The organism is Bradyrhizobium sp. Cp5.3 (assembly GCF_000426265.1).
In the GTDB taxonomy this organism is placed as follows: Bacteria; Pseudomonadota; Alphaproteobacteria; order Rhizobiales; family Xanthobacteraceae; genus Bradyrhizobium; species Bradyrhizobium neotropicale.
Genome location: NZ_AUFA01000005.1, coordinates 295278 through 321641, shown reverse-complemented (window position 1 = coordinate 321641; position 26364 = coordinate 295278). Strand labels below are relative to the sequence as shown.

At 64.6% G+C, this 26364-nt stretch carries 26 protein-coding genes; 16 read left to right on the top strand and 10 right to left on the bottom strand.

The features are described 5' to 3' along the window. Positions 1 to 90: 90 nt before the first annotated feature. The 3 genes from K289_RS0111625 (at position 91) to K289_RS0111615 (ending at position 2102) form a co-directional block, all read left to right on the top strand. A complete protein-coding gene (locus K289_RS0111625; RefSeq protein WP_027551668.1) occupies positions 91 to 417 on the top strand; it encodes a hypothetical protein in 327 nt (108 codons plus the stop codon). A 70-nt stretch (positions 418 to 487) separates the two neighbouring features. Next, on the top strand, positions 488 to 1753 hold the full coding sequence (locus K289_RS0111620; RefSeq protein ID WP_027551667.1) for a cytochrome P450: 1266 nt from the start codon (positions 488 to 490) through the stop codon (positions 1751 to 1753). 115 nt (positions 1754 to 1868) lie between these two features. Beyond that, positions 1869 to 2102 (top strand): hypothetical protein, encoded by a 234-nt coding sequence (locus K289_RS0111615; protein WP_027551666.1) that lies wholly within the window; start codon positions 1869 to 1871, stop codon positions 2100 to 2102. A 22-nt stretch (positions 2103 to 2124) separates the two neighbouring features. On the opposite strand, the gene K289_RS0111610 is transcribed toward K289_RS0111615, so the two are convergent. Next, complete coding sequence (locus K289_RS0111610; RefSeq protein WP_027551665.1) at positions 2125 to 3378, bottom strand: DUF763 domain-containing protein; 1254 nt, start codon at positions 3376 to 3378, stop codon at positions 2125 to 2127. A 126-nt stretch (positions 3379 to 3504) separates the two neighbouring features. Here K289_RS0111610 and K289_RS0111605 point away from each other — a divergent pair, with 126 nt between their 5' ends. Then, positions 3505 to 4650: a mechanosensitive ion channel family protein gene (locus K289_RS0111605; protein ID WP_027551664.1), complete on the top strand. Its 1146-nt coding sequence runs from the start codon at positions 3505 to 3507 to the stop codon at positions 4648 to 4650. A gap of 21 nt (positions 4651 to 4671) precedes the next feature. On the opposite strand, the gene K289_RS0111600 is transcribed toward K289_RS0111605, so the two are convergent. The 3 genes from K289_RS0111600 to K289_RS0111590 all read right to left on the bottom strand — a co-directional run bounded on the left by K289_RS0111600 (position 4672) and on the right by K289_RS0111590 (position 7543). Further along, entirely contained in the window at positions 4672 to 5595 is a 924-nt protein-coding gene (locus tag K289_RS0111600; RefSeq protein WP_027551663.1) for a PepSY-associated TM helix domain-containing protein, read from the bottom strand. 149 nt (positions 5596 to 5744) lie between these two features. Further along, complete coding sequence (locus K289_RS0111595) at positions 5745 to 6548, bottom strand: ABC transporter substrate-binding protein (protein WP_035684455.1); 804 nt, start codon at positions 6546 to 6548, stop codon at positions 5745 to 5747. Between the two features lie 17 nt (positions 6549 to 6565). Continuing rightward, entirely contained in the window at positions 6566 to 7543 is a 978-nt protein-coding gene (locus tag K289_RS0111590) for a tripartite tricarboxylate transporter substrate binding protein (RefSeq protein ID WP_027551661.1), read from the bottom strand. 118 nt (positions 7544 to 7661) lie between these two features. Here K289_RS0111590 and K289_RS0111585 point away from each other — a divergent pair, with 118 nt between their 5' ends. From K289_RS0111585 to K289_RS0111550, 7 genes are all read left to right on the top strand, one after another. After that, positions 7662 to 8372 (top strand): TetR/AcrR family transcriptional regulator, encoded by a 711-nt coding sequence (locus K289_RS0111585; RefSeq protein WP_027551660.1) that lies wholly within the window; start codon positions 7662 to 7664, stop codon positions 8370 to 8372. Between the two features lie 168 nt (positions 8373 to 8540). Next, positions 8541 to 9425, top strand: a complete 885-nt coding sequence (locus K289_RS0111575; protein ID WP_027551659.1) for an amidohydrolase — start codon at positions 8541 to 8543, stop codon at positions 9423 to 9425. After that, complete coding sequence (locus K289_RS50355) at positions 9422 to 9586, top strand: hypothetical protein (protein WP_156917917.1); 165 nt, start codon at positions 9422 to 9424, stop codon at positions 9584 to 9586. The genes K289_RS0111575 and K289_RS50355 overlap by 4 nt, the downstream gene beginning before the upstream one ends. A gap of 18 nt (positions 9587 to 9604) precedes the next feature. After that, a complete protein-coding gene (locus K289_RS0111565) occupies positions 9605 to 10318 on the top strand; it encodes a PIG-L deacetylase family protein (protein ID WP_027551658.1) in 714 nt (237 codons plus the stop codon). Beyond that, positions 10315 to 10998: a 4-carboxy-4-hydroxy-2-oxoadipate aldolase/oxaloacetate decarboxylase gene (locus K289_RS0111560; protein ID WP_027551657.1), complete on the top strand. Its 684-nt coding sequence runs from the start codon at positions 10315 to 10317 to the stop codon at positions 10996 to 10998. The genes K289_RS0111565 and K289_RS0111560 overlap by 4 nt, the downstream gene beginning before the upstream one ends. 30 nt (positions 10999 to 11028) lie before the next feature. Continuing rightward, positions 11029 to 11898, top strand: a complete 870-nt coding sequence (locus K289_RS0111555) for an ABC transporter substrate-binding protein (RefSeq protein ID WP_027551656.1) — start codon at positions 11029 to 11031, stop codon at positions 11896 to 11898. Continuing rightward, positions 11895 to 12824, top strand: coding sequence for a DUF1932 domain-containing protein (locus tag K289_RS0111550; protein ID WP_027551655.1), 930 nt, complete (start codon positions 11895 to 11897; stop codon positions 12822 to 12824). The genes K289_RS0111555 and K289_RS0111550 overlap by 4 nt, the downstream gene beginning before the upstream one ends. 50 nt (positions 12825 to 12874) lie before the next feature. Here the strand turns inward: K289_RS0111550 and K289_RS0111545 are convergent, their stop codons facing one another. Together K289_RS0111545 and K289_RS0111540 are read right to left on the bottom strand one after the other, a co-directional pair. Beyond that, a complete protein-coding gene (locus tag K289_RS0111545) occupies positions 12875 to 14080 on the bottom strand; it encodes an amidohydrolase family protein (protein WP_027551654.1) in 1206 nt (401 codons plus the stop codon). Positions 14081 to 14154: 74 nt separating this feature from the next. Next, positions 14155 to 15414, bottom strand: a complete 1260-nt coding sequence (locus tag K289_RS0111540; protein ID WP_027551653.1) for an amidohydrolase family protein — start codon at positions 15412 to 15414, stop codon at positions 14155 to 14157. 308 nt (positions 15415 to 15722) lie between these two features. On the opposite strand from K289_RS0111540, the gene K289_RS0111535 reads away from it, so the two are divergent. Further along, positions 15723 to 16631 carry an amino acid ABC transporter substrate-binding protein gene (locus K289_RS0111535; RefSeq protein ID WP_027551652.1) on the top strand — a complete coding sequence of 303 codons (909 nt, stop codon included), beginning with the start codon at positions 15723 to 15725 and terminating at the stop codon, positions 16629 to 16631. A gap of 11 nt (positions 16632 to 16642) precedes the next feature. Here the strand turns inward: K289_RS0111535 and K289_RS0111530 are convergent, their stop codons facing one another. After that, complete coding sequence (locus K289_RS0111530) at positions 16643 to 17908, bottom strand: MFS transporter (protein WP_371260806.1); 1266 nt, start codon at positions 17906 to 17908, stop codon at positions 16643 to 16645. Between the two features lie 48 nt (positions 17909 to 17956). On the opposite strand from K289_RS0111530, the gene K289_RS0111525 reads away from it, so the two are divergent. Genes K289_RS0111525 through K289_RS0111510 form a run of 4 tightly spaced genes read left to right on the top strand, consistent with a single transcriptional unit; the run spans position 17957 to position 21550 of the window. Continuing rightward, on the top strand, positions 17957 to 18430 hold the full coding sequence (locus K289_RS0111525) for a MarR family winged helix-turn-helix transcriptional regulator (protein ID WP_027551650.1): 474 nt from the start codon (positions 17957 to 17959) through the stop codon (positions 18428 to 18430). 2 nt (positions 18431 to 18432) lie between these two features. Further along, the gene (locus K289_RS0111520) at positions 18433 to 20484 is read left to right on the top strand and encodes an FUSC family protein (RefSeq protein WP_027551649.1); all 2052 of its coding nucleotides are present in this window, start codon (positions 18433 to 18435) and stop codon (positions 20482 to 20484) included. Next, positions 20481 to 20687 (top strand): DUF1656 domain-containing protein, encoded by a 207-nt coding sequence (locus K289_RS0111515; RefSeq protein WP_027551648.1) that lies wholly within the window; start codon positions 20481 to 20483, stop codon positions 20685 to 20687. The genes K289_RS0111520 and K289_RS0111515 overlap by 4 nt, the downstream gene beginning before the upstream one ends. Further along, the gene (locus K289_RS0111510; protein ID WP_027551647.1) at positions 20684 to 21550 is read left to right on the top strand and encodes an HlyD family secretion protein; all 867 of its coding nucleotides are present in this window, start codon (positions 20684 to 20686) and stop codon (positions 21548 to 21550) included. The genes K289_RS0111515 and K289_RS0111510 overlap by 4 nt, the downstream gene beginning before the upstream one ends. Positions 21551 to 22218: 668 nt before the next feature. Here K289_RS0111510 and K289_RS0111500 read toward each other — a convergent pair. From K289_RS0111500 to K289_RS0111490, 3 genes are all read right to left on the bottom strand, one after another. Next, complete coding sequence (locus K289_RS0111500; RefSeq protein ID WP_027551646.1) at positions 22219 to 23430, bottom strand: acyl-CoA dehydrogenase family protein; 1212 nt, start codon at positions 23428 to 23430, stop codon at positions 22219 to 22221. A 30-nt stretch (positions 23431 to 23460) separates the two neighbouring features. Next, on the bottom strand, positions 23461 to 24579 hold the full coding sequence (locus tag K289_RS0111495; protein WP_027551645.1) for a glycoside hydrolase family 172 protein: 1119 nt from the start codon (positions 24577 to 24579) through the stop codon (positions 23461 to 23463). Positions 24580 to 24688: 109 nt separating this feature from the next. Further along, positions 24689 to 26314 carry a long-chain fatty acid--CoA ligase gene (locus K289_RS0111490; protein ID WP_027551644.1) on the bottom strand — a complete coding sequence of 542 codons (1626 nt, stop codon included), beginning with the start codon at positions 26312 to 26314 and terminating at the stop codon, positions 24689 to 24691. Positions 26315 to 26364: the final 50 nt, after the last annotated feature.

The following is a 26364-nucleotide window of genomic DNA, read 5'->3' as shown; positions in this document are numbered from 1 at the left end:
CAATAAGGCCGCATTTTCGCCGCTTGGCGCCCGTTGCGGCGCCGAATCGGGGCACGATACTATGTGGGAACGAATCAGCGGAGTTCCCACATGGTTGCGGACAGCGACAGCAACATCGCCTGGCACCGGGTTCAGTTAAGGAAGAATCGCGCCGAGTTGAAGGCGCTCGAGACTGCGCGCTTCACGATGGGCGAGATCGCGACCTCGAAGCGAAGCGGGCAGACCCAGAACGAGATCACGGAACTCCAGCGCAAGATCGCGCAGTCCGAGCGCTTGATCGCCGACCACGAGAAACGCACGCGCCGCCCGCTCGCCACCGATCTGCAAAGCCTGAGCAATGGCAGCTGGAGCCATTGGGACGCCTACACCAACCAGCAGCAGCGCAAGACCGGCCCGCGCTCGACGGGACGGGGATAGTTCCGGCCCCTTGCGCCGGCAGCGCCGCGCACCATCTGGGTGAGGCGCCACCAACCAGTCCGGTGATCCCATGGCACCGCGCCTCGATTTCACCAGCGAGGCTTTCTTCCGCGATCCGCCCCAGGCGATCGCGGATTTGCGAGCGTCCGGCCCCGTGGTCGCGACGCGATTTCCTCTCGTTGGTGAGGTCTGGATCACCACGACCCACGACGCCACCGCGCAGGTGCTGAAGGACAGCACGACCTTCACGCTGCGGAAGGAGGATGGCGACGTCGCGGGTTTACGCTGGTGGATGCCGAGACTCGTCAGGACCATCGCCAACAACATGCTGACCATGGACGAGCCGGACCACACCCGGCTGCGCAGCATCGTCGACGAAGCTTTCCGCCGCCGCGCGATCGTCGCGATGGAGCCGCGCATTCGCGCCATCGCGGATGGTCTCGCTGACGAGCTGTTCGCGCAAGGAAGCCCGGCCGATCTGGTCCAGCGCTATGCGCGCATCCTGCCGCTCTCAGTGATCTCCGAGCTGCTCGGCCTGCCGCAGGCCGACCGTCCGCGCTTCATTGCCTGGGCCAATGCGATGTCGTCGCTGACGAACGTCGTCAGCTTCTTTCGGCTGCTGTTCGCCTTCCGCAAGATGCGGGGCTACCTCGAGGAACAGTTGCGGCTCGCGCGCAAGCAGGGCGGCGAGGGCCTGATCGCCGAGCTGGTCCAGGTCGAACGCGAGGGCGGCCAGATCACGCCGGACGAAATGGTGTCGATGGTGTTTCTGCTGCTCGCGGCCGGCTCCGAGACGACCACCCATCTCATCAGCGGCTCGGTTTACGAGCTTCTCAGGAACCCCGGCCTCCGGGATTGGCTGGAACAGGACTGGAGCCGCGCCGGGCTTGCGGTCGAGGAGTTCCTGCGCTTCGTCTCGCCGGTGCAGTTCTCCAAGCCACGCTATATTCGTCGCGATGTCGAGCTCGCTGGCGTGCGTCTGAAGAAGGGCGATCGCGTCATGGTGATGCTCGCGGCGGCGAACATGGATCCGGCGGTGCACGATGATCCCGAGAAACTTGATCTCGAACGCAAGCCGAACCGCCACATCTCGTTCGGCACGGGAATCCATTTCTGCCTCGGCCATCAGCTCGCGCGTATCGAGGCTGCTTGCGCGCTTGAGGCGTTGTTCGTGCGATGGCCGCGGCTTGGCCTCGCGGTCGAGCCCACGCAGGTTCATTGGCGGAAACGGCCGGGCCTCCGCGCGATCGCGAAATTGCCCGTCGTTGCCGATTCTGGCGGAAGCCGCCAGGCAGACGCCACCGCGACCAAAGTCGAGTCATTGCTCGCCAGTTGATAGCGATCCTGCGGATCGCAGGGAACCGCGATCCAGCGTTCCGCCATGCATCCGCGAAACAATCTCCGTTGCGCGGGCGTTGATCCAATGCCGACAACAGACAATGGAGCAATCCATGCCCAACGGAGGCAAGACGCATATCGGAGCGGGGACACACGGCAAGGGCGCGGGGAACGGTGCCTTCACGGACATCCCGAAGGACAAGATCGGCGACAACATGATCCTGTCGAACCGCGACAAGGCGCAGCATTCCGACATTCGCGGCTTGGACGGAAAATTCATCCAGACCGAACAATATCAGGACCATTCGGCCAACCGGCTCACCGACGACGAGGAGGCCGAAGAGTAGGCGATCGTTCTGAACGGTTTCCTCAGGAGCCTGTCGACTTTTTCGAAGCGACGAGATCGCGCTCCCAGCCGAATACGGACCGGCCGTCGAGGTCGGGTGAGGCTGCGCGCTCCCCGGCGATGTAGGCTTCGACCGACGGCCCGCGGGCGGTCCGCTCGAGCCGTCGCGCCTGATCGTCGAGGCGCTTGATCGCCTGCATCTCCTCCTCGCGCCCGAGCTTGGCGTTCTGGATCGCGCCCTTCAGAACGCGGATGGTCTCGTCATAGACCTTGATCGGGACCGGGTAGGGGTGGCGGTCCTTGCCGCCATGGGCGAGCGAGAAGCGCGCGGGATCCGTGAAGCGGAAGGGCGCGCCGTGCACGACCTCGGCGACCATCGCGAGCGAGCGCACGGTGCGCGCGCCGACGCCGGGCGTCAGCAACAGTTCGGGGAAATCGACCGGGCCGCGCTCGGCCGCCGCAGCAAGCGTGCCGTGCAGGCGCCGCGCGAACACGTCCTTCGGCCTGACATCGTGATGCGCCGGCATGATCAGATGCGGCAGCATGCCCTGCGCCGGCGCCGGTTCGGTGCCGTTGATCCGCTCGAACTCCGAGACGAGACGGTCGGGGCCGAGATCCGTCAACAGTTCGAGTTGGGCGGTGCGGGAGAGTTCGGCGCGATGGTCGGTGAGGTTGACGATCTCGCCCTGCTCGGGGCCGTCGATCGCGCTGTGCGGCGTGTCGACAAAGCTCTTCAACGCCTCGGAGTGCCAGTGATAGCGCCGGGCCTGGCGCTTGTCGCCGTTCATGCCCTGCTGCACCACGGTCCACTTGCCGTCGGCTGTGACGAAGAAGCCGTGGAGATAGAGGTCGAACCCGTCCTGGACCGCCGCGCTGTCGACCTTCGCCACCAGGCGGCTGGCGCGGGTGAGCTTCGCGCCATCGAATCCGACGCGGTCGCCGAGCAGCAGCAGCTCGTCCGGCGTCTTGCGCGAATGCTGCCCGCGGCCGCCGCAGACATAGATGCCGAGCTCATCCTGGATCGGTCCGAGCCCGCGCTTCAGCGCGCCGATCACGGAAGTGGTGATGCCGGAGGAGTGCCAGTCCATCCCCATCACGGCGCCGAACGACTGGAACCAGAACGGATGCGAGAGCCGCTGCAGGAATGCATCGCGCCCGTAATGATGCACGATCGCCTGCGTGACGACCGCGCCGAGCGAGGCCATGCGGGTCGCAAGCCACGGCGGAACCCGTCCGCTGTGCAAGGGAAGATCGGCGCTGCCGGTACGTCGAGTCATGATTGCTTCAAATTAGCGCAGTTCGGCGACGGTTGCACCGAGGGAATACTGCATTGCACCGGGCGGGGGAGCGAAGCCGGCGGGAACGCGTTGAGCGCAAGTGCGAATGGCAATGCGGGGACAGGGATGAATCGGCAGGTTTTGATGGCTGACATCGAGAAGATGCTTGGCTGGGTACCCTCATGGATCATCGGTCTCGGACTGATCGTCGGTGCGACCCTGCTGGCCCTGTCTGCCTATCGGGTCGCGGTGTGGCTCCTCAATCGCACGTTCGGCGTCCGCTTCCCGCTCATGCACGTGTTCGTCGAGCGCACGGCCGGGCCAGTTCGCATGGCGCTGTGTCTTGCCGCAGTGGCGCTGGTCCTGCCGCTCGCACCGCTCGACGATTCGATCCGCACGCCGCTGACGCGGCTGTTCGTCGTCGCCTTCATCGCCCTGATCGGATGGATCTCGATCAGGATCGTCGACATGAGCGCGGCGCGCTATCTCCAGAATTTTCGCGATGTCACCGAGAACTTCATCGCCCGCAAGCACGTCACGCAAGTTCGCGTGTTCAAGCGCGTGACCGATACGATCATCATTATCATCACGGTGTCCACCGCTCTGATGACGTTCGACTCTGTGAAACAGTACGGTGTCAGCCTGTTCGCCTCCGCCGGCGCCGCCGGCATCATCGTTGGTCTTGCCGCACGGCCATTGCTCAGCAATTTGATCGCCGGCGTGCAGATCGCGATCACCCAGCCGATCCGGATCGAGGATGCCGTGATCATCGAGAACGAGTGGGGTTGGGTCGAGGACATCGCCTCGACCTATGTCGTGATCCGGCTCTGGGACTGGCGCCGTATGGTGGTGCCGCTGTCCTACTTCATCGAAAAGCCATTCCAGAACTGGACGCGCGACACCGCGTCCCTGATCGGCGTGATCGCGCTGCATGTCGATTACCGCGCCGACGTGACGCGCATCCGGCGCTGGCTCGAGGAGGCGGTGAAGGGCTCCAGGCTATGGGATGGCGCGGTGGTCAATCTTCAGGTGATCGATGCAGATTCGCGCACCATCGAGCTGCGGGCGCTGGTCAGCGCCAGAAACGCGCCGCAATCCTGGGACCTGCGCTGCGAGATGAGGGAGAAGCTCATCGCCTTCATTCGCGACGAGATGCCGGAAGCCCTGCCGCGCGAGCGTGCGATCCTGATCCCGTCGGGCGGTGACGACAATGAATTCCTGCGCCCCGCCGTTGCGCCGGAGGAGGAGATGCGGGCGCACGCGCACAATTGAATGCGGCGGGCCTCGGCCCGACTAGGCGGCTGGCGCGACGGCGGCGCCGGCTTGTCCGCTGCGGCGCGATCGCGGTTTGCGCAGTTTTCGCCGCGCCCAGATCACGAGGCCGGTCGACAGCAGCGTCAGAAGCGCGATCGAGATCACGACGTTCAAGGGCGACGCGATCATGGCCGACCAGTTTCCCTCATGGATCAGGCGAGGCCAGTTGCGGGGAAGCGCCGTGACACCGGCCGGGCCGATCGCATAGGCGCGCAGCTCGCCGTCCTCATAGATGCGCGCCATCATGCGTCCGCCGCGCGCGCCGATGGAAATCACATGCGACAGTTCGTGAGAGGCGGCGACCATGCGAACGGCGTCGGGCAGGGTGACCGTACGTCCGCCGCCCGCGGGAGCAGGCCCGACTTGAAAGGTCAGGCCGAACGCCATGCACAGGCCGGTCAGCGGGCTCAAGAGGATCAGTGGCAGCGTGAACCATGCCGTTCCCTTGTGCCATCCGGAAAGCGTGTTGCGCAGGCGTGGCAGTCCCATGAGGATGCCGAGCAGCATGATTGCGACCATGGCGATCGTCGATGTGGTCACCAGCCAGGCCTGACCCAACAGGCGCTCATGCGTGAAGCGCGCCCACAGGAAGATATCGGAGAGCGATGATCCGGTGGTCGCCGGTTGGCCGGTCGCGAGGTCGATCGCCGAGGCGCCGGCGCCTTGCAGCGTCAGTCGCTGGGCGCCCGCGTCGATCGAAAGGCCGCGCGCCTTGCCGTCAGGATCGTGCCGCTGCACCAGTTCGACGAGGCGCGCAGCCTCGATTGCCGAACCGCCGACGCTGCTGGCTTGTACCATCGGCTCAAAGGACAGGATCAGGCCGGTGGCGATGATCGTGAGCAGGGGAAGGGCAAAGACCAGCGTGATCCAGCGATGGAGTGTCAACATTGCGGGCTTGCTCATTCGTCATCTCCGGCATGCTGCAGTCTTGCTCGCGCAGCACGGTGGAAAAGACAAATGACGCTTTGTCCATGTCGATGCGTTGATCTGCAGCAATCGGCATCAAAGTTCAGCGCGATCGCCGCGCACCAGGTGCATCGCGCGAGTGCAACTCATTCGCGCCTGGCCGTGCTCGCGCCGCGCAACCCGGCCTGTTGCTGGATTGTGTCCAGCGCGCCGGATGACTGCTCCTCTGCGACGAAGCGGTTGAGCAGGGGAAGCGCATCCTCGCGTCCCCTGGGGATCGCGATCGCCATGTGCTCCAGGCCCCAATTGCCGTTGAGAATCCGCGCGCCCGGCATCTGGTCGGACATCTCGAACAGCGTCGGCTTATTGGTCGCGTAGAGATCGATCTCGCCGCGGCCGAACATCGCAATCGCGACCTTGACGCTTTCGGCAGGGACGATGGTTGCGTTGCTGAATTTCGCAGGCAGCGTGCGCTCGGAGGTCGAGCCCTTGGTGACGCCGATCTTCACGCCGGGCCGGTCGATATCCTCGACCTTGCCGATCGGCGAGTTCGCTGGAACGAGATAGCCGAGCTCGATCGCCAGCACGGGCTGGCTGAAGCTGACCTCCTTGGCGCGGGCAGGCGTGGCGTTGGTCACGGTGAAATCGACCTGGCCGTCATGGATCGCGCTGACGATGTCGGCCACACGCTGAAACCTGACGTAATCGACGGCAACGCCGAGCCGCTTTGCCAGCTCGCCGCCGAGATCGTAGCTCAGGCCGTGCGGCGTTCCGCTGGCATCAGTCACCATCGAGGTCGGGCTGCCCGGATAGATGCCGACGCGCAACGTGCCGCTCGGCGCTAGGATTTTTGCTTCCTCATCGGCCCTGGCGGTCGCGCCGAACAGCCCGACAAATGCGAGTGCGAGGAGGACTGCGCCTGCAAGGCGCCGCGGATGAGATAAGGTCATTGTGTGAAGAGCTCGGCTCATTGCGCGCGGATGTCGGCGGCCTTCAGCACCGGCTCCCACTTGGTCGCTTCAGTGTGCATGTAGGCGTCAAAATCCTTGGCGGAGGAGCCGACCGGGGCGGCGCCGATCTTGCCGAGTGTCGACAGCACGCTTGGATCCTGCAGCGCCGCCTTCAAATCGGTCTCCAGCTTCGCCACGATCTCCGGCGGCATTTTTGCCGGGCCAAGAACACCCCACCAGACCGACACGTCGTAGCCGGGGACACCGGACTCAGCGATGGTCGGTACGTCCGGCAGCGCCTTGGAGCGCTCCGCCGAGGTCACTGCGAGCGCGCGCACCGGACCGCCTTCGAGCTGGCCGATGGCTTCCGCGAGCGGATTGATGCTGAGCGGAATCTCGCCGGCGATCACTGCGGTCAGCGCCGGCGCGCCGCCCTTGTAGGGGATCGCGACGATCTTGGTGCCGGACATGTGTTTGAGAAGCTCGCCGGCGAGGTGCGCCGAGGTGCCGTTGCCGGACATGCCGTAGGAGAGCTTGTCCGGCTCTTTCCTGGCGGCGGCGAGGAGATCGCCGAGCGTCTTGTACGGGCTGTCCTTCGCCACCACGATCGCAAGCGGCGAGGACGCCACTTCGGTGATCGCGGTGAAGTCCTTGAACGTGTCGTAGGGCACGCTCGGATAGATGAACTGGTTGAGCGGATGGCCGCTTGCGACCAGGATCAGCGTGTATCCGTCGGGGGTGGCTTGCGTCAGCGCCTGCGAGGCGACGATGCCGCCGGCGCCGGGACGGTTGTCGATCACGGGCTGCTGGCCCCAGGTCTTCGCGAGCGCCTGGCCGAGCGTGCGCGCGAGCACGTCGACCGCGCCGCCGGCCGCGTAGGGCACGAGGATGTGGACCGGCTTGCTCGGATAATTCTCCGCCTGCGCGCTGACGCTTCCCAGCAGCAGCCCGGCACCGAGCAGCAGACCGCCGATCTTCTTGTTCAAACCCAGCATTTTCCCAGCACTCCGTAAGGGCATTCGCTTCCCCGCGGCGGTCTTTCCGAGCCGCCCCGGACGTTGCCCATGGTTTTTGTTGACGAGACCTGATCTTTTGTACGATAGTACAAATCACATGGTACGCAAGCCCACCAGCAAGGAAACGGCACGCAAGCCGAACATGCGCGAGGCGATCCTCGCGGCGGCCGAGGAGCTGTTCGCCACCAACGGCTTCAACGCCGTGTCGGTGCGCGACATCGCGCAGGCCGCCGGGGCCAATCCCGGCAGCGTGACCTATCATTTCAAGACCAAGGACGGCCTGCTGCTGGAGATCTACCGGCGTCATTGCGGGCCGATGAATCTGCGCCGTTCCGAGCTGCTCGCCGCCGCCAAGCGCGTGCGTGATCTGCAGGATCGGCTGGAAGCGATCGTGCGGGCCTATGTCGTGCCGGCCTTCACCTCGGGTAGCGACCTTGCCGGGGGCGGGGCGCGTTTCACGCGGCTGCGTGCCGTGATGTCGGCCGAGGGCAACGAGGTCGCGCGGCGGATCATCGCGCAGACCTTCGACGACACCAGCCACGCCTTCATCGACGCGATCCACGAAAGCCTGCCGCACATACCGCGCACCGAGATCGTCTGGCGCAGCCACTTCCTGCTCGGCGCACTCTATTACTCGCTGGTGACGCCGGAGCGCGTCTCGCGCCTGTCGCGCGGCGAGGCCGACGGCAGCGATGCCGCCAGTGCCATCGAGCAGCTCGTGCAGGCCACAGTCGCCGCGTTCCAGGCGCCGGCGCTCGATCAGACGGCGCCCGCGCGACGGCGCACGGTCGCAAGCAGCAAGACTTGAAAGAAACCGTCGAGCGGACGCGGTTAGCGTTTCTGCTCGCAAGCGGACGACTTGAGTGGATGTTGATGGCATGAACAGGCGGGAGTGCTTGCAGCTATTGCCCGGCATCGCCAGACAGCAGAAGCTGCTGGTCGACAATCCGGCGCGGCTGTTCAAATTCACCTGATGATGACGATGAAGTACACGCCGACCATTCCGCCGCCCGATCCGAACACGCGCACGCCGAAGTTCAAGCTGCCAAAGCTGTCCTGCGACGCGCATTGCCACATCTTCGGGCCCGGGGCGAAATACCCCTATGCGCCGGACCGTTCCTACACACCGCCCGATGCGCCGCTTGAGGATTTCCGGGCGCTGCATGCCAAGCTTGGCGTGGAGCGCGCCGTCATCGTCAATGCCAGCGTTCACGGCACCGACAACACGGTCGCGCTCGATGCCATCGCACAGAGCAACGGGGCCTATCGCGCGGTCGCCAATATCGACGACACCATTACCGAGCGGGACCTGCGCGAGCTGCACGAGGGCGGCTTCCGCGGCTGCCGCTTCAATTTCGTCCGCCATCTCGGCGGCGTTCCCGACAAGCGGGTGTTCGACCGCGTCATCGCGATGGTCGCGCCGCTCGGCTGGCACATCGACCTGCATTTCGATGCAATCGATCTGCCCGAATATGCGGACATGCTGGCCAAGCTGCCGCTGAGCTACACCGTCGACCACATGGGCCGGGTGAAAGCTTCCGACGGGCTCGACCAGCTTCCGTTTAAGATCCTGATCGAGCTGATGCAGCGCGACGAGAAGTGCTGGGTCAAGATCTGCGGCTCGGAGCGGGTGTCCTCGGCCGGACCGCCCTTTACGGACGCCATGCCCTTCGCGCGAAAGATCGTCGAGACGGCGGTGGACCGCGTCATCTGGGGCACCGACTGGCCGCATCCGAACGTCAAGGTGATGCCAAATGACGGCGACCTCGTCGACCTGATCCCGCTGTTCGCGCCGGAGGCAGAATTCCAGGAGAAGATCCTGGTCGGTAATCCGGCGCGCCTGTTCGGGTTCGACGCATGACGGCGCTCGCGATCGACAAGCCGCGCGGCCGCGCCTGGTGGAAGGAGCTCTGGATCCAGGTGCTCATCGCCATGGCGGCCGACGGAGAGGAACCCGTGGCCGCCGCGGCTTGCGGACTTGCTGCCTGCATGAAGCCGGCAACCTATGATGCTTACGAATGAAAGAGGGGAGTTTGTCCCATGAAAACAGGTCTCGTGATCACTGCCCATCCGGGCGACTTCGTCTGGCGGGCCGGCGGCGCCATCGCGCTGCATGCGAAGAAGGGTTTTCGTATGAAGATCGTCTGCATGTCCTTTGGCGAGCGCGGCGAAAGCCAGTTCGCCTGGAAGGAGAAGGGCGCGACGCTGGAGTCGGTGAAGGCCGGCCGCAAGGACGAGGCGGAGCGGGCGGCTAAGCTGCTCGGCGCCGAGATCGAGTTCTTCGACTGCGGCGACTATCCGCTGAAGCTGACCGAGGCGCATTTCGACCGCATGGTCGACATCTACCGTGAGCTCAATCCGAGCTTCGTGCTGACGCACGCGCTGGAAGACCCCTACAATTTCGATCATCCGAACGCGGCGCATTTCGCCCAGGAGACCCGCGTCGTGGCGCAGGCGATGGGCCACAAGCCCGGCGCGCAGTACAAATATTCCGCGCCCCCCGTGTTCCTGTTCGAGCCGCATCAGCCGGAGATGTGCAACTTCAAGCCGAACCTGATCCTCAAGATCGATGAGGTCTGGAAGGAGAAGTACGAGGCGTTCCAGATTCTCGCTGCGCAAAAGCATCTCTGGGGCTATTACGAGCGCGTCGCGCTCAATCGCGGCATCCAGGGCAGCCGCAACACCGGCGTGCCCATGACCTATGGCGAGGCGTATCAGCGTCTGTTCCCGACGGTCGAGGAGGTCTTGGCATGAAGCCGGTCGTCGTTCGCAACATCAGGCGCGCCGATCCCGCCGGGATGGCGGAATACGGCGTTTCGACCGTGCACGAGGCCTATGGCCGCGTCGGCCTCATGAAGCCGTACTTGCGGCCGGTCTGGCCGGGCACGGCGATTGCCGGTCCCGCCGTCACCGTGCTGGCGCAGCCCGGCGACAACTGGATGATTCATGTCGCGGTCGAGCAGTGCAGGAAGGGCGACATTCTCGTTGTCGGTTGCACCACGGACAATACCGACGGCATGTTCGGCGAGCTGCTCGCGACCTCGCTCCAGGCCCGCGGCGTGCAGGGGCTGATCATCGATGCCGGCTGCCGCGACGTCAAAGCGCTGCACGAGATGAAGTTTCCGGTGTGGTCGCGCGCGGTCTCCGCCAAGGGAACCGTCAAGGCGACGCTCGGCTCGGTCAACGTCCCCGTGGTCTGTGCCGGGGTCAACGTCGATCCTGGTGACATCATCGTGGCCGATGACGACGGCGTGGTGGTGGTGCCGAAGCGCTACGCCGCTGAAGTCGCCGAGAAGGCGAAGAAGCGCAACGCGGACGAGGGCGGCAAGCGCACGCGCCTTGCCTCGGGCGAGCTCGGGCTCGACATGTACAACATGCGCGAGGCGCTGGCCAAAGCCGGGCTTGTCTATGTCGACAATCCCGAGGACGTCTGAGCGGCGAAGCAAGAGAAGCGGAGTGATCGGATGGATCGTCTCAAGCTGCGGGCCGTGCTCGGCAGTCACCCCCATGTCCAGGCGGTGAAGAGCGGTGAGCTCCGCTCCGACCGCTTTGATCTCGACTTCATCGAGTACACGCCGACCAACACGGCATTCAAGCCGATGGTGCGGGAGCAGGCGTTCGACATCTGCGAGATGGCGATCGTGACCTATCTGATGGCGAAAGCGCATGGCAAGCCGCTGGTGCTGCTCCCGGCAACCATGCTCGCGCGCTTCCAGCATTCGTATGCGCTGTACAATCCCGAGCGCGGAACGCTCGGGCCTTCCGATCTCGAAGGCAAGCGCGTCGGCATCCGCTCGTTCACGACGACGACGGGCGCCTGGATCAGGGGCATTCTCGCCAACGACTACGGCGTCAATCTCGACAATATCCGCTGGGTGACGTTCGAGGATCCGCACGTCGCCGAATATGTCGACACGACCGAGCGCGCGCCGAAGGACAAGAAGATCCAGCAGATGCTGCTCGATGGCGAGCTCGACGCCGTTCTCGGCGAGACCTCGAACGATCCGCGACTGAAGCCGCTATTCCGTGATCCGGCCGCGGAAGCCGCGAAATGGTACGCCCGGCGCGGCGCCGTTCCGGTCAATCATCTCGTGGTCGTGACCGAGCGGCTCGCGAAATCGCACGCGGACGTCGTTGCGGGCGTCTATGATCTTCTCAAGCAGAACAAGACGCAGATGGGCGCTGCTACGACGCCCGACCTCCTGCCGTTCGGGGTCGAGGCCAATCGCAAGCCGCTGGAGCTGATCATCGACTACGCCTTTCAGCAGGCGCTGATCCCGCGACGTTTCAGCGTCAACGAGCTGTTTGACGATACCACCAGAAGGTTGAACTGATGTCGGATCCGAGGCGTTGGCAGATAGGGCTCGTCGGCTACGGCGAGGTCGGCAGGATTTTGGCCGAGGATTTGCGCCTGCAGGACATCAGGGTTGCCGCCTGTGACATCAAGCTGGCAGACGAGCAGGGCGCGCCGCTGAAGGAGCATGCGGCGAAATTCGGCGTCGCGCTCGCAGGCTCCCATGCCGAGCTGACCGCCAAATCCGACTTCATCGTCTCCGCGGTCACCGCCAGCCAGGCGGTGCCGGTGGCGAAAGCCTGTGCGGCATCGGTCAACCAGGGCACCTGGTTCCTCGATTTCAACTCGGCTTCGCCCGGTGCCAAGCAGCGTGCCGCCGCGCTGATCGATGCGGCCGGTGGGCGCTATGTCGAAGGCGCGGTGATGACCTCGGTGCCGCCTTATCGTATCAAGGTGCCGCTTCTGCTCGGCGGCCCCGGCGCGAAGGAGCTGGAGCCGCTGCTGAACGCGATCGGCTTTGCGGCCAAGGTCGCCAGCGACAAGCTCGGCGTTTCATCGGCGGTCAAGATGTGCCGCAGCATCATGATCAAGGGCCTCGAGGCCATGGTCATCGAGAGTTTTACGACCGCGCGCGCCTATGGCGTCGAGGATTCGGTTCTGGCGTCGCTGGCCGAAACCTTTCCCGGCATCAATTGGGAGAAGCAGGGCGCCTATTTCTTCCAGCGCGTGATCGAGCACGGCCGCCGCCGCGCAGAAGAGGTCCGCGAAGTTGCCGAGACCGTGCGCGAGGCGGGGCTGACGCCATGGTCGGCGCAGGGCACCGCCGAGCGGCAGGCATGGGTCGCCGATCTCGCCGATGAGAGCCTGTTCGGCACGAAGGGGACGAAGGAGTTCGCCCGCAGCGCCGATTGGCGCACCGAGGCGGACCGCATCCTGGCGAGGATCAATCGAAAGACGAGCCGTTAGCTCGGCACCGTGCCGCCGCGATGGCCCGTGACTTCGTCGGCGCGAGACCGTCACTTGCGCTTCCCGACAATCTTGCCATTCGATGCGACGAGCTTGCCGTCCTTGTAGACTGAGCGCGCCGCCGGGCAAGCGACGACCGCTTCGGGCACATGCTCCGCATTCAGCGTCACGAAATCGGCCTTTGCGCCGACCTTAAGGCCGTAACCCTCGAGCCGAAGCGCCTTCGCGCCGGCCTCGGTGACGACATCGAAAGCGACGCGCAGCTCTTCGTCGACGTTGAAGCCCGAGCGGTAGCCGATGGTCGTCGCACGGCGCAGCATGTCACCGTCACCATAAGGCCACCAGGAGTCGCGAATGTTGTCGTTGCCGCTGAAGACGGTCACGCCGGCATTGCGTAAGGCGAGGACCGGCGGGAAGGGGCGGGCGCCGGGCGCGTTGGTCATGATGGCGACGCCGGAGCGGGCGAGGATGTCGGCGATACCTTTGAGATGATCGAGCGTGATGTCGCCGAGCCCGTAAGCGTGGCTGATCGCGACATGGCCTTCCATGCCGAGCGCGCGCGTGCGCGCCGCGATCTGCTCGATCTCGAAAGCGCCGAGCGTGCCGGCGTCGTGCAGATGAATATCGACATCGACGCCGTGCCTGCCGGCCACGCCGAAGACGACGTCGAGATGCTTCTCGACCTCGCGATCGAAGCTCGCGGGATCGAGTCCGCCGACGACGTTGGCGCCGAGCCTGATGGCCTCGTCCAGCAATTGCGGCGTGCCGGGGCTTGCCAGAATGCCGCTCTGCGGAAAGGCGACGAGCTGGATGTCGATCAGGCGCCTGTATTCCTCCCGCACGCGCAGGATCGTCTCGAGCGATTTCAGGCCGACCGAACCGTCGACCATGACATGGCTGCGCATCTGCGTGGAGCCATGTCCGATGCAGAGATCGAGCTGGTTGCGCGCGCGAACATCCATCGGAGCGGCCTCGGCCATGTTCTGGGCCTGGAAGGCGACGCGCTCGCGCACGTCGAAGCCGTTGGTGCATGGTTTGTGCGGCCGCCAGGCGTCGCCATAGAAGCTGGTGTCGAGATGGATATGACCCTCGACAAAGCCGGGAACGACGAGGGCGTTGCCGAGGTCGATCGTCTCTGTCGCGGCGGGGTGTTCGTCAGCGGTCGTGATTGCGGCGAAGCGGCCGTCCTTGACCGCGATGTGATGTGCGGAACCGTCGTCGAAGCGGGCATTCAGGAAGATCGTGTCGAAGGTCATCCCGCTCATCCTCTTTTGTCTTGTCTTGGCTGCATAGTTGCGCAGCTCTGGTTGCTGCACAATACGCGCAAAAATCAGGCGCGCGCGCCGCTCGGCCGCGAGGGGTGAAAGAGCGCCGGCCGTTGCCGCTCAAACGTCTTCCGACCGTTCTTGAAGCCCATCACGATGTCCGGAAGCTCGGCGATGGCGAAGCGGCTGTCCTGCGTGTCGAGCGCGACGAGGTCGGCAGGGTTCCCGACCTTGATGCCGTAGTCCGTCAGGTTCATCAGGCGCGCCGGTAGCTCGGTGACGAGATCGAGGCAGGTGTCGAAATCGGCGACCGAGGCATGTGCGACATTGGCGTAGAAATTCGCCATCCGCAGCAGCGAGGCATCGCCGAACGGCGTGAAGGGATTGAGCACATTGTTGGTTGCGACCGAGCACACGACGTCGTCGGCCGCGAGCTTGTGGGCGAGCGTCAGTCCGCGCGGGGCATTGTGGGTGGCTTCGCGTCCCATCAGATAGAGATCGGTGGCGGGCAGCACGGTGACGGCGATGCCGGCTCTTGCCAATTGTGACGTGACGGATTTCAGGCGCTCCGGCGGCAGCGCCGAGAGCTTTGTGGCGTGGCCGATGGCTACGCGGCCTCCATAGTTGCGCCGCTCGGTCAGCCGGCAGACTTCATCGAGATGCGACCAGGACGGATCGAGATCGAAATCGAGATGGAGATCGACGTCGACATCGAACTCCTGCGCGAGATCGAAGATGCGTTCGAGATGCGCGTGCGGGTCGGTATCCGTATAGGGGCAGCCGCCGATCACCTCGCCGCCGTCGCGCAGCGCCTGGACGAGCAGCTCCTCGCTGCCGGGATCGTTGGTCAGGCCTTCCTGCGGAAAGACGCAGAGAGAGAGATCGAGCGCCCAGGCATAGTCGCGCTTGAGCGCCTTCACGGCCTCGAAACTGCGCAAACCGATGCGCGGGTCGATCTCGACATGCGTACGCATGCGCGTCGTGCCATGAACGATCGCCCGTTCGATCACCCGGGCGCCGCGCGCATAGACGTCCTCCACGGTGAAGTCGCGCTTCATCGCCGATACGGCGCGGATGGCATCGCCGAGGCTGCCGTGATCGTGGTCGCAGCGGCCCAGCAGGCAGGCCTTGTCGAGATGGATGTGGGTGTCGACGAAGCCGGGCAGGGCCAGTCGGCCGCCGATATCGATTTCGATGGCCTCGCAGGAAAGTGTGGGCTCGATCGCGGCGATCCGCCCGCCCTTCACGCCGATATCTACGGGTGTGGCGGATGATCGCAATAGCGCGTTACGGAAGATCAGGTCGTAGGCGGTCTGGGTGGTCATGGCGTCGGATTTCAGGTGAGCTAGCCTAGCGAAAGCTGCGGGTAGAGGCAGCACTAAATTGTGGGCAGTCGCGCCACTGCGGAAGCGATTTTCGCGCGAATTGCTGCCGCCGCGCGCTGAGCGGGAGCCGGCATATATACTGCTAGTTGATTCTGAGGCGCGCGCAGGCCTCGTTCGCCATAATCCATAGAAAAGCGCGATAGCTGGTAGACGCAGCCTGGTCTGGCGATTGTTCCGCTGCTGGGCTATCACCTGCGCGACTGCGCTTCGCTATGAAGGCGCAGGTGATGATCCCTTAGGAGCACCCGATGCGTCTACCGACCGTTCTCTTGGCCGTCACCTGTCTTGCGAGTGCCGCCTCGGCCGAAGATCTCTCGGGGACGCTCCAGAAGGTCAAGGAGACGAAGAAGATCACGCTGGGCTATCAGGAGGCTTCCGTTCCCTTCAGCTATCTGGACGGAGATCAGAAGCCGGTCGGCTTCGCCATGGATATCTGCCTCAAGATCGTGGATGCCGTGAAGAAAAACCTGGGCATGCCCGACATCGCCGTGGACTACCTTGCGGTGACGTCGTCGAATCGCATTCCGCTGATGGTCAACGGCACCCTCGATCTGCACTGCTCGGCGACGACCAACAATGCCGATCGCCAGAAGCAGGTCGCCTTCACCAATACGCATTTCCTCAGCGCAACGCGGTTCGCCGCCAAGAAGGCCGCAAAGATCAACACGATCGACGACCTCAAGGGCAAGGCGGTCACGGCGGTGGCGGGATCGGTCAATCTGACGCAACTCGCCAAGGTCAACACCGAGCGTAATCTCGGCATCAAAGTGATGCCGGCCCAGGACCAGGCAGAGGCCTTCCTGTTGCTGGAGACCGACCGTGCACAGGCCTACGCGCTGGACGACGTGCAGCTTGCAGTCGCCATCGCGCGATCGAAGGAGCCGTCGCTGTTCATGATCAGCGAGGAGACCTTCTCGAAGCCCGAGCCCTACGGGATCATGCTGCGGCGGGAGGATGCCCCGTTCAAGGCGCTCGCCGACCGCGCGACCGCGGAACTCTATGCGAGCCCGGAGATCGAGGTGCTCTACAAGAAGTGGCTGCAATCGCCGACGCCGCCGAACGGCCTCAACTACAATGTCCCGATGTCGGCGGCTCTGCGCAATGCCTTCAAGAAGCCGAACTCGAGCTTCGACCCGGACGTCTACGTGGTGAACTAAAGGCGAGGGCGCTAGCGCGTCCGCGGGGTGTCGAGCAACTGCCGCGCCAGCGCCGCGCCGATGGCCGCGATCACAGCCATCACCAGCGCCCAGGCGACGAACAGCCGATGGCCGATCAGCGCGCCGCTGACGAGCGGGGCGCTGATGTTCGCCCCGGACATCAGCGATTGATTGAGGCCCATGATCATGCCCTGGCGGTTGATCGCGGTACTGCGCGACAGCTCCGCCGTCAGCGTGCTGCGGGCGAACATGGTGCCGACGATGATCAGCGTCAGCTCGATCGCGAGCAGGCCGATGCTGCTCCCAGCCGCAAGCCCGGCAAATCCCAGCCCCATGCAGGCGAACGCCGCCACGACGATGCTCCGGTCGGACGCGATCAGGTTCGCGCGGGTGATCAGAAGGCCCTGGACGATCATGTTGATGAAGCCGGCATAGGCGAACATCCAGCCGAGCTCGCGTGCGCCGAAAGGATGTCCGTCCCAGGAAAACCGTGCCGACAGGAACAGCCCGATCTGCGACAGGAACATCGAGTTGACGAAGAAGAACACGATGAGCAGGCCGAGCAGCCGCCAGGCGTAGCGCATGCCTAGCACCGAGCGGGTCAGTGTCGGCTCGGGCACGCGGTGCTGGTACAGCGGTTCGGACGCCGGATGGTCGGGCGGGAGCAGGGCGATCGTCGCAAGGATGCTGATCAACGAGAGCGCGGCCGCGGCCCACACCGGCGCGGTTTCGCCGTAGCGGACAAGAAGGCTCGACAGCGCTGGGCCGACCAGCAGTCCCGTTCCGATCGCCCCGCTGGTCATGCCGAGCGCCTGCTTGCGCGTCGCGGGCGCGCTGTGCTCGGCGGCATAGGCGTGCGCGACCGAGATGTTGCCTGAGGTCAGGCCGTCGATGATGCGCGCCAAAAACACCAGCGTCAGGTTGCCGGCGAGCGCAAGCAGCACGAATCCGACGAAAGTCCCGATCTGGCTCACAACCAGAACTTTTCGGCGGCCATAGCGGTCCGAGAGCATGCCGACCACAGGACCCGCGATGAGCTGGCAGACGGCATAGGCCGAGATCAGCGCGCCGATCAGGAACGGAGAGGCGCCGAGCCGCTGCGAATAGAACGGCAGAAGCGGCAGGATGATGCCCATTCCGGTGGCATCCACGGCCACGACGACGAAGGTCGGCACCAGCGTCAGCGCGCTTTCGCTCGCAATCGCCTCCCGTGCCTCTGCCGTGGAACCCATATCGCGCGGTCCTCGCTCGCTTTCTCGTGATCGCTCGGTCTGTATCCGGGGTATATAGTTGCAAGCTAATAGTTCGTGTCCTATCTAATTTGCATGGCTCCATCGCAGGCTCATATCCATGCCGAGATCGGCCGGCTCATCACGCGCCTCGGCCGCATCTGGCGACGCGAGTCGGATCAGGCACTGTCCGAGCACGGCCTGTCCTATGCGACCGCGATTCCGCTTCTGGTGCTGTCGCGCCAAGGGGAAAATGTCCGCCAGGGCGTGCTCGCCGATGAATTGGGGATCGAGGGGCCGTCGCTGGTCCGGCTGATCGACCTGCTCGAGGCCGAGGGCCTGGTGGAACGCCGCGAGGATCCGACCGACCGGCGTGCCAAAACGCTACATCTCACGAAAGCGGGCGAGGCCAAGGTCGAGGAGACCAACCGGGTGCTGCGCCGGGTGCGGGCAAGCCTGCTCAAGGATATCGGGCCCGAGGAACTTGCGATAACCTTCGAGACGCTCCAGCGCATCGAACAGCGGGCCAGCCGCCTGCATGACGCGAAGTTTCTTCCAGAGGCGAAGTAGCCATGCGCGCGGAAGAGCCGTTCCTGGTCCGCCACGCGGACCTCATTTTCGCTTTGAAGACGTTTTGCGCGTCGATGCTCGCGCTCGTCATCGCGCTGGCGATGGACCTGCCGCGGCCCTATTGGGCGATGGCGACCGTCTACATCACCTCGCAGCCGCTGGCGGGCGCGACCAGCTCGAAAGCCTTTTTTCGCGTGATGGGCACGCTGATCGGAGCGACGATGACGGTGGCGCTGGTGCCCAACCTCATCAACGCGCCGGAACTGCTGTGCCTCGCGATCGCGCTCTGGGTCGGGCTCTGCCTCTATCTGTCGCTGCTCGACGGCACGCCGCGCAGCTACGTCTTCATGCTGGCCGGATATACCGTCGCGCTGATCGGCTTTCCCTCCGTGTCCGAGCCCGGCAACATCTTCGACACGGCGGTGGCGAGGCTCGAGGAAATCTCCCTCGGCATCATCTGCGCCAGCCTCGTCTCCACCATCATATTCCCCCGCAGCGTCGCGCCTGCGGTGGCGGGTCGCGTCGATAGCTGGCTGTTGGATGCACGCCGCCTCAGCCAGGTCGTGCTGCTGCGCGAGGGCACGAAAGAAACGCGCCGCGCCAAGCGCGTCAAGCTCGCGACCGACATCGTCGAGATCGACACGCTCTCCACCCATCTCGCCTATGACCGGCTGAGCGACAGCAATGCCGTGCGTGGCCTCGGCGAGATCCGCCTGCGCATGCTGATGCTGCTGCCGGTGATCGCCTCGCTCGAGGACCGGCTGGCCGCGCTCGGCGAGGAAGCCTTGCGTCGGCATCCCGAATTGAAGCAGCTTCTTGGGGACCTCGCGCAATGGATCACTAGCGACGTCGGCGCACGGCAGCCGGCTGACCGGATCAGCGCGCAGATCGCCGAGCGGCAGGCGGTCCTCGATGACAGCGCATCCTGGGAGCGGATCATCACCACCAGCCTGTTGTCGCGGCTGCGGGAGCTCGTCGATCTCTCGCGCGACTGCCGTACGCTGAGCGAGGCGATTGCCGATAGCCGCAACATATCGACGCTCGATCTGGCCTTTCATTCCGAGGCCGGCGCGGCACCCGTGCGCCACCGGGATCGCGGCCTTGCTCTTTGGTCCGCGGCAGGCGCGGCCATCGCCATCCTGATCTGCTGCGCGTTCTGGATCGGGACCGGTTGGCCGGACGGGGCGTCGGCGCCGATGATGGCGGCGGTGGCCTGTTCGTTCTTCGCCGCGCAGGACGAACCCGCACGCTTCATCCGCAGCTTTGGCCTGTGGTCGCTGGTCGCGATCGTGGTCGTCGCGGTCTACCTGTTCGCGCTGGTGCCCGCGATCTCCCACATCGAGGTCCTTGTCGTCGCGCTGGCGCCGACCTTCCTGCTCTACGGTTTCCTGATCGCACGGCCGGCGACAGCTGGAACCGGCATGGCGCTCGCGGCCAATACGGCGACGCTGCTCGCGCTGCAGTCGACCTACAGCGCGGATTTTGCGTCTTACGCCAATTCCGCGGTCGCTTTCTTCGTCGGTGTCGTCATCGCCGAGCTCGTGACTCGGATCGCGCGCGGCGTGGGTGCGGAATGGATCGCCAATCGTCTGGTGTCGTCGAGCTGGAAGACGCTTGCGGTCGCCGCCGAACGTCGCGGCAAGCGCGACCGCGCGGAGTTTGCGGGCCTGATGTTGCACCGGCTCGGACTGCTGGTGCAGCGTATCGCCTTCCTGTCCGAGAGCGATCGCCGCGATGCCGACAGCCTGGCCCAGCTCCGCATCGGGATCAACATCATCGACCTCCGTCGCGCCCGCTATGGGCTTGCGGCATCGACCATTCACGTCATCGACGACATGCTCGACCAACTCGCCACGGCCTGCCGCAGCTATTCGGGTGGCGGCATGCCGTCGGAGCTGCTGACGAGCGTCGATCGGGCGCTGGCCCGGGCCGTCAAGGACCCCAATGACCAGGCGCGCGAAGACGCCCTGATCGGCCTCGTCGGCATCCGGCGCGGCCTGTTTCCGGATGCGCCGGCCTATCGGCCGCGCTCAGGGGAGAGTGTTGCGGCATGAGATATCAGATCGACATCTACGGTGTGCTCGTGCCGGCGCTGCTCCTGTGGATCATCGTCGCCTATGTGCTGAGCGCCTTCCTTCGCCGGCTGATGCTGCGCTTCGACCTCTACCGGCTGGTCTGGCACCGCGCGCTGTTCGATTTCGCGCTGTTCGTCTGCCTGTTGGGCGGCGTCGTCTATCTCTCGGAGTTTCTGCCATGAAAGCGAATCTTGGCTGGCTCGGCCGCCTTGCGCTGACCGTTATTGTCGTCGTCGCGGCGCTTTTCGTCGGCCGCGAGCTTTGGGTCTACTACATGGACTCGCCGTGGACGCGTGATGGCCGCGTGCGCGCCGACGTGGTCCAGGTCGCGCCCGACGTGTCCGGCTTCGTCACGGAGGTGCTGGTCAAGGACAACCAGAAAGTCCGTCGAGGCGATGTGCTGTTCCGGATCGATCGCGAACGTTTCGCCCTGGCGTTGCGGCAGGCCGACGCCGCTGTCGCAGGTCACCAGGCGACCCTCGATCAGGCCAATTCAGACCTGAAGCGCTACAGCGCGCTGACGACCGATGCGGTGTCACAGCAGAAGCAGGAGCAGGTTCTGGCCACTCAGCTCCAGGCCAAGGCAGCCTTTGATCAGGCCGTCGCCGATCGCGCGGTGGCCCAGCTCAATCTCGACCGCAGCGAGGTCCGCGCCTCCGTCAACGGCGTGATCACCAACATGGATTTGCGCCCCGGCGCTTACGTCACGGCCGGCAAGGGCGTGATGGCGCTGGTCGACACCGACACGCTGCATGTCGAGGGCTATTTCGAAGAGACAAAACTCGCGCGCATCCGCGTCGGCGACAAGGTGCAGGTACGCCTGATGGGCGAGAAGGTCACGCTCACCGGTCACGTCGAGAGCATCGCGGCCGGCATCGAGGACCGCGACCGCGCCGAGGGCGCGAACCTGCTCGCGAACGTCAACCCGACGTTCAGCTGGGTGCGCCTCGCCCAGCGCGTTCCCGTGCGCATCGCGCTGGACAATGTCCCCGACAACATGTCGCTCGTCGCCGGCCGCTCGGCGACGGTGGAGGTATTGGACTAACGCAACGATTGCACGGCAGCGCGTTTGGGTTGGGGAAAAATTGGCAACAAAGGTTTCAATGCCAAATGGCAGGGCTAATCCTGACGCACGTGTGTGAGTCGGGGGAGCTCTATTGAGCGTTTTGCTTTTATTCCTCGCGGCCTGCGTGGTTGGCGCGTTGCTCCTTTTGGCATTCTGCCGATAGGGCCGACAGCGGATGCACTTGTTGCCGCGAAGCATCAGCGAGCCGCTGAATTGCGGTTCCAGACCGATGGTTTTTGACTGTGCATGGATGAGCGCGTTCACTCCCGGCGTTGGAGGCGGACGTGAGTTGGGTGTTTGTGTTTCTCATTGCCGCGAGCGCAATGGTTTTGATCGCTCATGCGATCGACGCGATGCGTTCCTGATACTCGCCGTGGTCCGTTCTCGTCGGTAGTCGGATAAGTGACGAGAATGTTCCAGGGCTCGCGCGTGTCAATTTCAGGAACTCGGCTCTGCAGGCCGAGGTTGTCACAGCAGGAGGAATGCGATCATGCTTATGTTTTATCTGCCGTTCATCATCTTTGGAGCGATGCTCGACGCAATGTCGAAGCAGAGTGTGTCAGCAACGTTCGACGAGCCGCCAAGCTTCGATTAGCCCCCCAGGCCGATGCGTTGGCTTCGTTGTTTGCCGACGAGCCAACGCCGGTTCAGGCATTCGAATATTTCTTCAGCTCCAGCCGCGCGATCTGGTTTCGGTGGACCTCGTCCGGCCCGTCCGCGAGGCGGAGCAGGCGGGCCGTAGCGTAGGCCTGCGTCAGGCCAAAATCGTTCGACGTGCCGCCGCCGCCATGGGCCTGGATCGCCCAGTCGATGATCTGGCAGGCCATGTTGGGCACGGCGACCTTGATCATCGCGATCTCGGCCTTCGCCACCTTGTTGCCGACCGTGTCCATCGCGTAGGCGGCGTTCAGCGTCAGCAGCCGCGCCTGCTCGATCATGATGCGGGCCTCGGCGATCCGCTCCTGAGTCACGGTCTGTTCGGAGACCGGCTTGCCGAAGGCGACGCGGCTGCGCACGCGGCGGCACATCTTCTCCAGCGTGCGTTCGGCAAGGCCTATCAGCCGCATGCAGTGGTGGATGCGGCCGGGGCCGAGGCGGCCCTGCGCGATCTCAAAGCCGCGGCCTTCGCCCAGCAGCATGTTCTCCTTCGGCACGCGCACATTGGTGAAGACGACCTCCGAGGCGCGATCGGGCACGCCGTAGAAGCCGAACACGGGCAGGGGACGTTTCACCTCGATGCCCGGCGTATCCATCGGTACCAGGATCATGGACTGCTGCTTGTGGCGGTCCGGATTGTCCGGATCGGTCTTGCCCATGAAGATGCAGATCTTGCAGCGCGGGTCGGTCGCATTGGTCGTGTACCATTTGCGGCCGTTGATGACGTAGTGGTCGCCGTCGCGCACGATCGAGCTCTCGATGTTGGTCGCGTCCGACGAGGCGACCGCTGGCTCGGTCATGGCGAAGCAGGAGCGGATTTCACCAGCGAGGAGCGGCTTCAGCCAGCGCTCCTTGTCCTTCTCCGTGCCGTAGCGCTCCAGCACCTCCATGTTGCCGGTATCCGGCGCCGAGCAGTTGAACACCTCGGGCGCGAGATGCGAGCGGCCCATCACCTCGCAGAGCGGGGCATATTCGAGATTGGTGAGTCCTGCGCCATGATGGGAGTCTGGCAGGAACAGGTTCCAGAGGCCCTCGGCGCGTGCGAGCGGCTTGAGCTCCTCGACGACGGGATAGACCTTCCAGGGCCCGAGTTCCTCTGCCTCGCGATAGAACCGCTCCTCGTTCGGATAGATGTGCCGATCCATGAAACCTTCGAGCTTGCGCTTGAGCTCGACGACTTTTGGCGACATCGGGTAGAGCATCTTTCGTCTCCTTGATCGATGAGCGGCGGTTTAGCCGATTTCGAGATAGTCCGGATCAGGCAGCTTTGGGAACGGCACCGTCGGCAGCGTCTGGTACCAGAACGCGACCGAGGCGATGTCGTCCTGCAGTGGAAGATATTTGGGCTCCTTGGTGCCGGGCAGCCAGCCTAGCGCCTGGATGGTCACACGCAGATCGGAGCGGAAGCGGATCGGATCCGGGATGTGCCAGCGGTACATGCCGAAGCGCTGCTGCGACTTGTAGACGCCGTCGGGGCGGATCACCTGCGGCAGGCCGGCATAGGGCGTCGTGAATTCCTGGTAGCGCGATTGCTGCGCGGGGCCCTGGCCGGAATGGGCGACATAGGGATCGAAATTATAGGCGCCGCAAAAGTAGTCCTCCGTGCCGGTGCCGCAGATCGTCGGAAATTCGCCGTCGTCATCGATGAAGAACTTGATCTCGCCTTCGCCCCACCAGCCGTTGTTGTGAACGCCCCAGGCCATGTAGGTGCCGACATAGTGGCCCGCCCCCGCCACGCCGTCGAGGATGGTGTAGACCTCCCTGTACGGCAGCGGATTGGTGCGGCGGAACTGCGCGTGGAAATAGGCGCAGTCTTCGGGCACGTCGGTCAGCGTGTAGTTGATCTGGTAGTAGACGGTGAGCGGCTCCTCGCTGCGGTTCTCCAGCGTGAAGCGCGCGCGCTTGCGGAACGGCATTTCCCAATAGCAATTGAAGGCGCGCCCGGGATTGACGCAGACCGCGAGCGAGGACACTTGCGCGAACTCCTCCCATCCGCAGGCGAAGAAATCGCCGGCCGGGCATTCGACGCTCGGCTGCTCCTGGTCGTCCCAGTAGATCCGCAGGATCGAATGGCGCAGGCGCCCGCGCGCCAGCGTCATCCAGATCTGCTGGATCGCGCCCTGGCCCGAGATGTCCGCAAGCGTGAAAGTCGTGCCCGGTTCGATGACGACATAGGGCGAGACCTTCCAGCCTTGGCCCAGGTCGCGTGCCTGGCGCGCCGCGGGGCCGTCGACGGACATGCCGCCCTTGCCTTTGTCGCCGGTAAAATTCTCGGGGCTGATCGAACGCGTCAGCGCATTCGACAGCCGCGACAGATTGCCGAGATGCATGCCCAATCCGGAAAACGCCATGGTGTCCTCGATCCAGCGTTAGCGATGCCTCGATATATCGCCGGCGAATCTACCAAAAGGTGAAGACGATCGCGGACAGAGACGGCCCGCGACGCGATCGTGCGGCGGCCTATCCGACGCGGTACTCCCTGAACTGCTCGCGCAGCGCCGACTTCAGCACCTTGCCGGTGCCGGTCATCGGAAACTGGTCCATGAATTCGACGGCGTCCGGCATCCACCAACTCGCGACCCTCGGGCGCATATGGTCGAGCAGCGTCTTGCCGTCGAGCGTCGAGCCTTGCTTGCGGACGACGAGGAGCAAAGGACGTTCCTGCCATTTCTCGTGTGTGATCGCGACCACGGCGGCTTGCAGCACCTCGGGATGAGAGAGCGCGATGTCCTCGAGCTGGATCGAGGAGATCCATTCGCCGCCGGACTTGATCACGTCCTTGGAGCGGTCGGTCAGCGTGACGTGGCCCTGGGCATCGATCACGGCCATGTCGCCGGTGACCAGCCAGCCGTCGCGGTCGAGGCCTGCGTCGAGCTTCATGTAGCCTGAGGCGACCCACGGCCCACGAGCACGCAAATGCCCGACCGTCTTGCCGTCGCGGGGCAGCTCGTTGCCGCCGTCATCGACGATGCGCAAGCTCGTGCCGAAGCAGGCGCGGCCCGACACCACGCGCCGGTCGAACTTCTCTTTGTCGCTGAGATGCTCCGAGCCCGGCCGCAAGCCCGGCATCGAGCAGCCCAGGGCCTCGGTCATGCCCCAGGCCTGGATGTAATCGACATCGTACTCGCGCTTGAGCTTCTCGACCATCGCGCGCGGCGGCGCCGAGCCCGACGACAGCGTTGCACGCAAGTTCGTGAACCTGTTGCCGGTGCGCCCCAGCCAGTCGAGCAGGATCAGCCAGAAGCTCGGCACGCCCGCCGACAGCGTCACCTTCTCGCCCTCGAGCAGTTCATAGAGCTTGTCTGGCTCGTAGTTGCGGCCGGGCAGCACCAGCTTCGAGCCGGTGTAGGGCGCGGTGAACGGCATGTTCCAGCCATTGCCGTGGAAGAGGGGCGCCATCGGCATCATTACCTCGCGCACGCCTTCGATATGTCCCGGCAGGAAGTCGAAATTGCAGCAGGTCATGGCCTGCAGGATCGCGGCGCGGTGCGAATAGATCACGCCCTTGGGATTGCCCGTCGTACCCGAGGTGTAGCAGATGGTGGAGGCGGATTTTTCGTCGAACAGCGGCCAGGCGAAGCCGGCGTCGTTCTCCTTCTCCAGCAGTTCCTCGTAGCAATGCACGTTCGCAAGCGTTGTTTCCGGCATGCGCTCGCGCGAGGTCATCACGACATAGGCTTCGATCGTGTTGAGCTGCGGCGCGATCGCCTCGACGATCGGCAGCGTGGCGCGGTCGATGAACAGCAGCCGGTCTTCGGCATGGTTGATGATGTAGATGAGCTGCTCGGGAAACAGTCGCGGATTGACGGTATGCAGCACGTAGCCCATGCCGGGCGCGGCGTAGAACATTTCGAAATGACGGTGGGTATTCCAGGCGAGCGTGCCGACGCGGTCGCCGGGATTCATGCCAAGCCGCTTCAAGGCCAACGCCATGCGCTTGATGCGCGGATGGGCGTCCGCATAGGTGTAGCGATGGATGTCGCCCTCGATCTCGCGCGCGACGATCTCCGCTTCGCCGTGATAGTCGGCCGCATACTGGATCAAGCCGCTGATCAGGAGCGGCATGTCCATCATCAATCCCTGCATCATCTCCTCCAGATCGCCACGTCGTTACGCGGCGCGCTTGTAGATTTCCG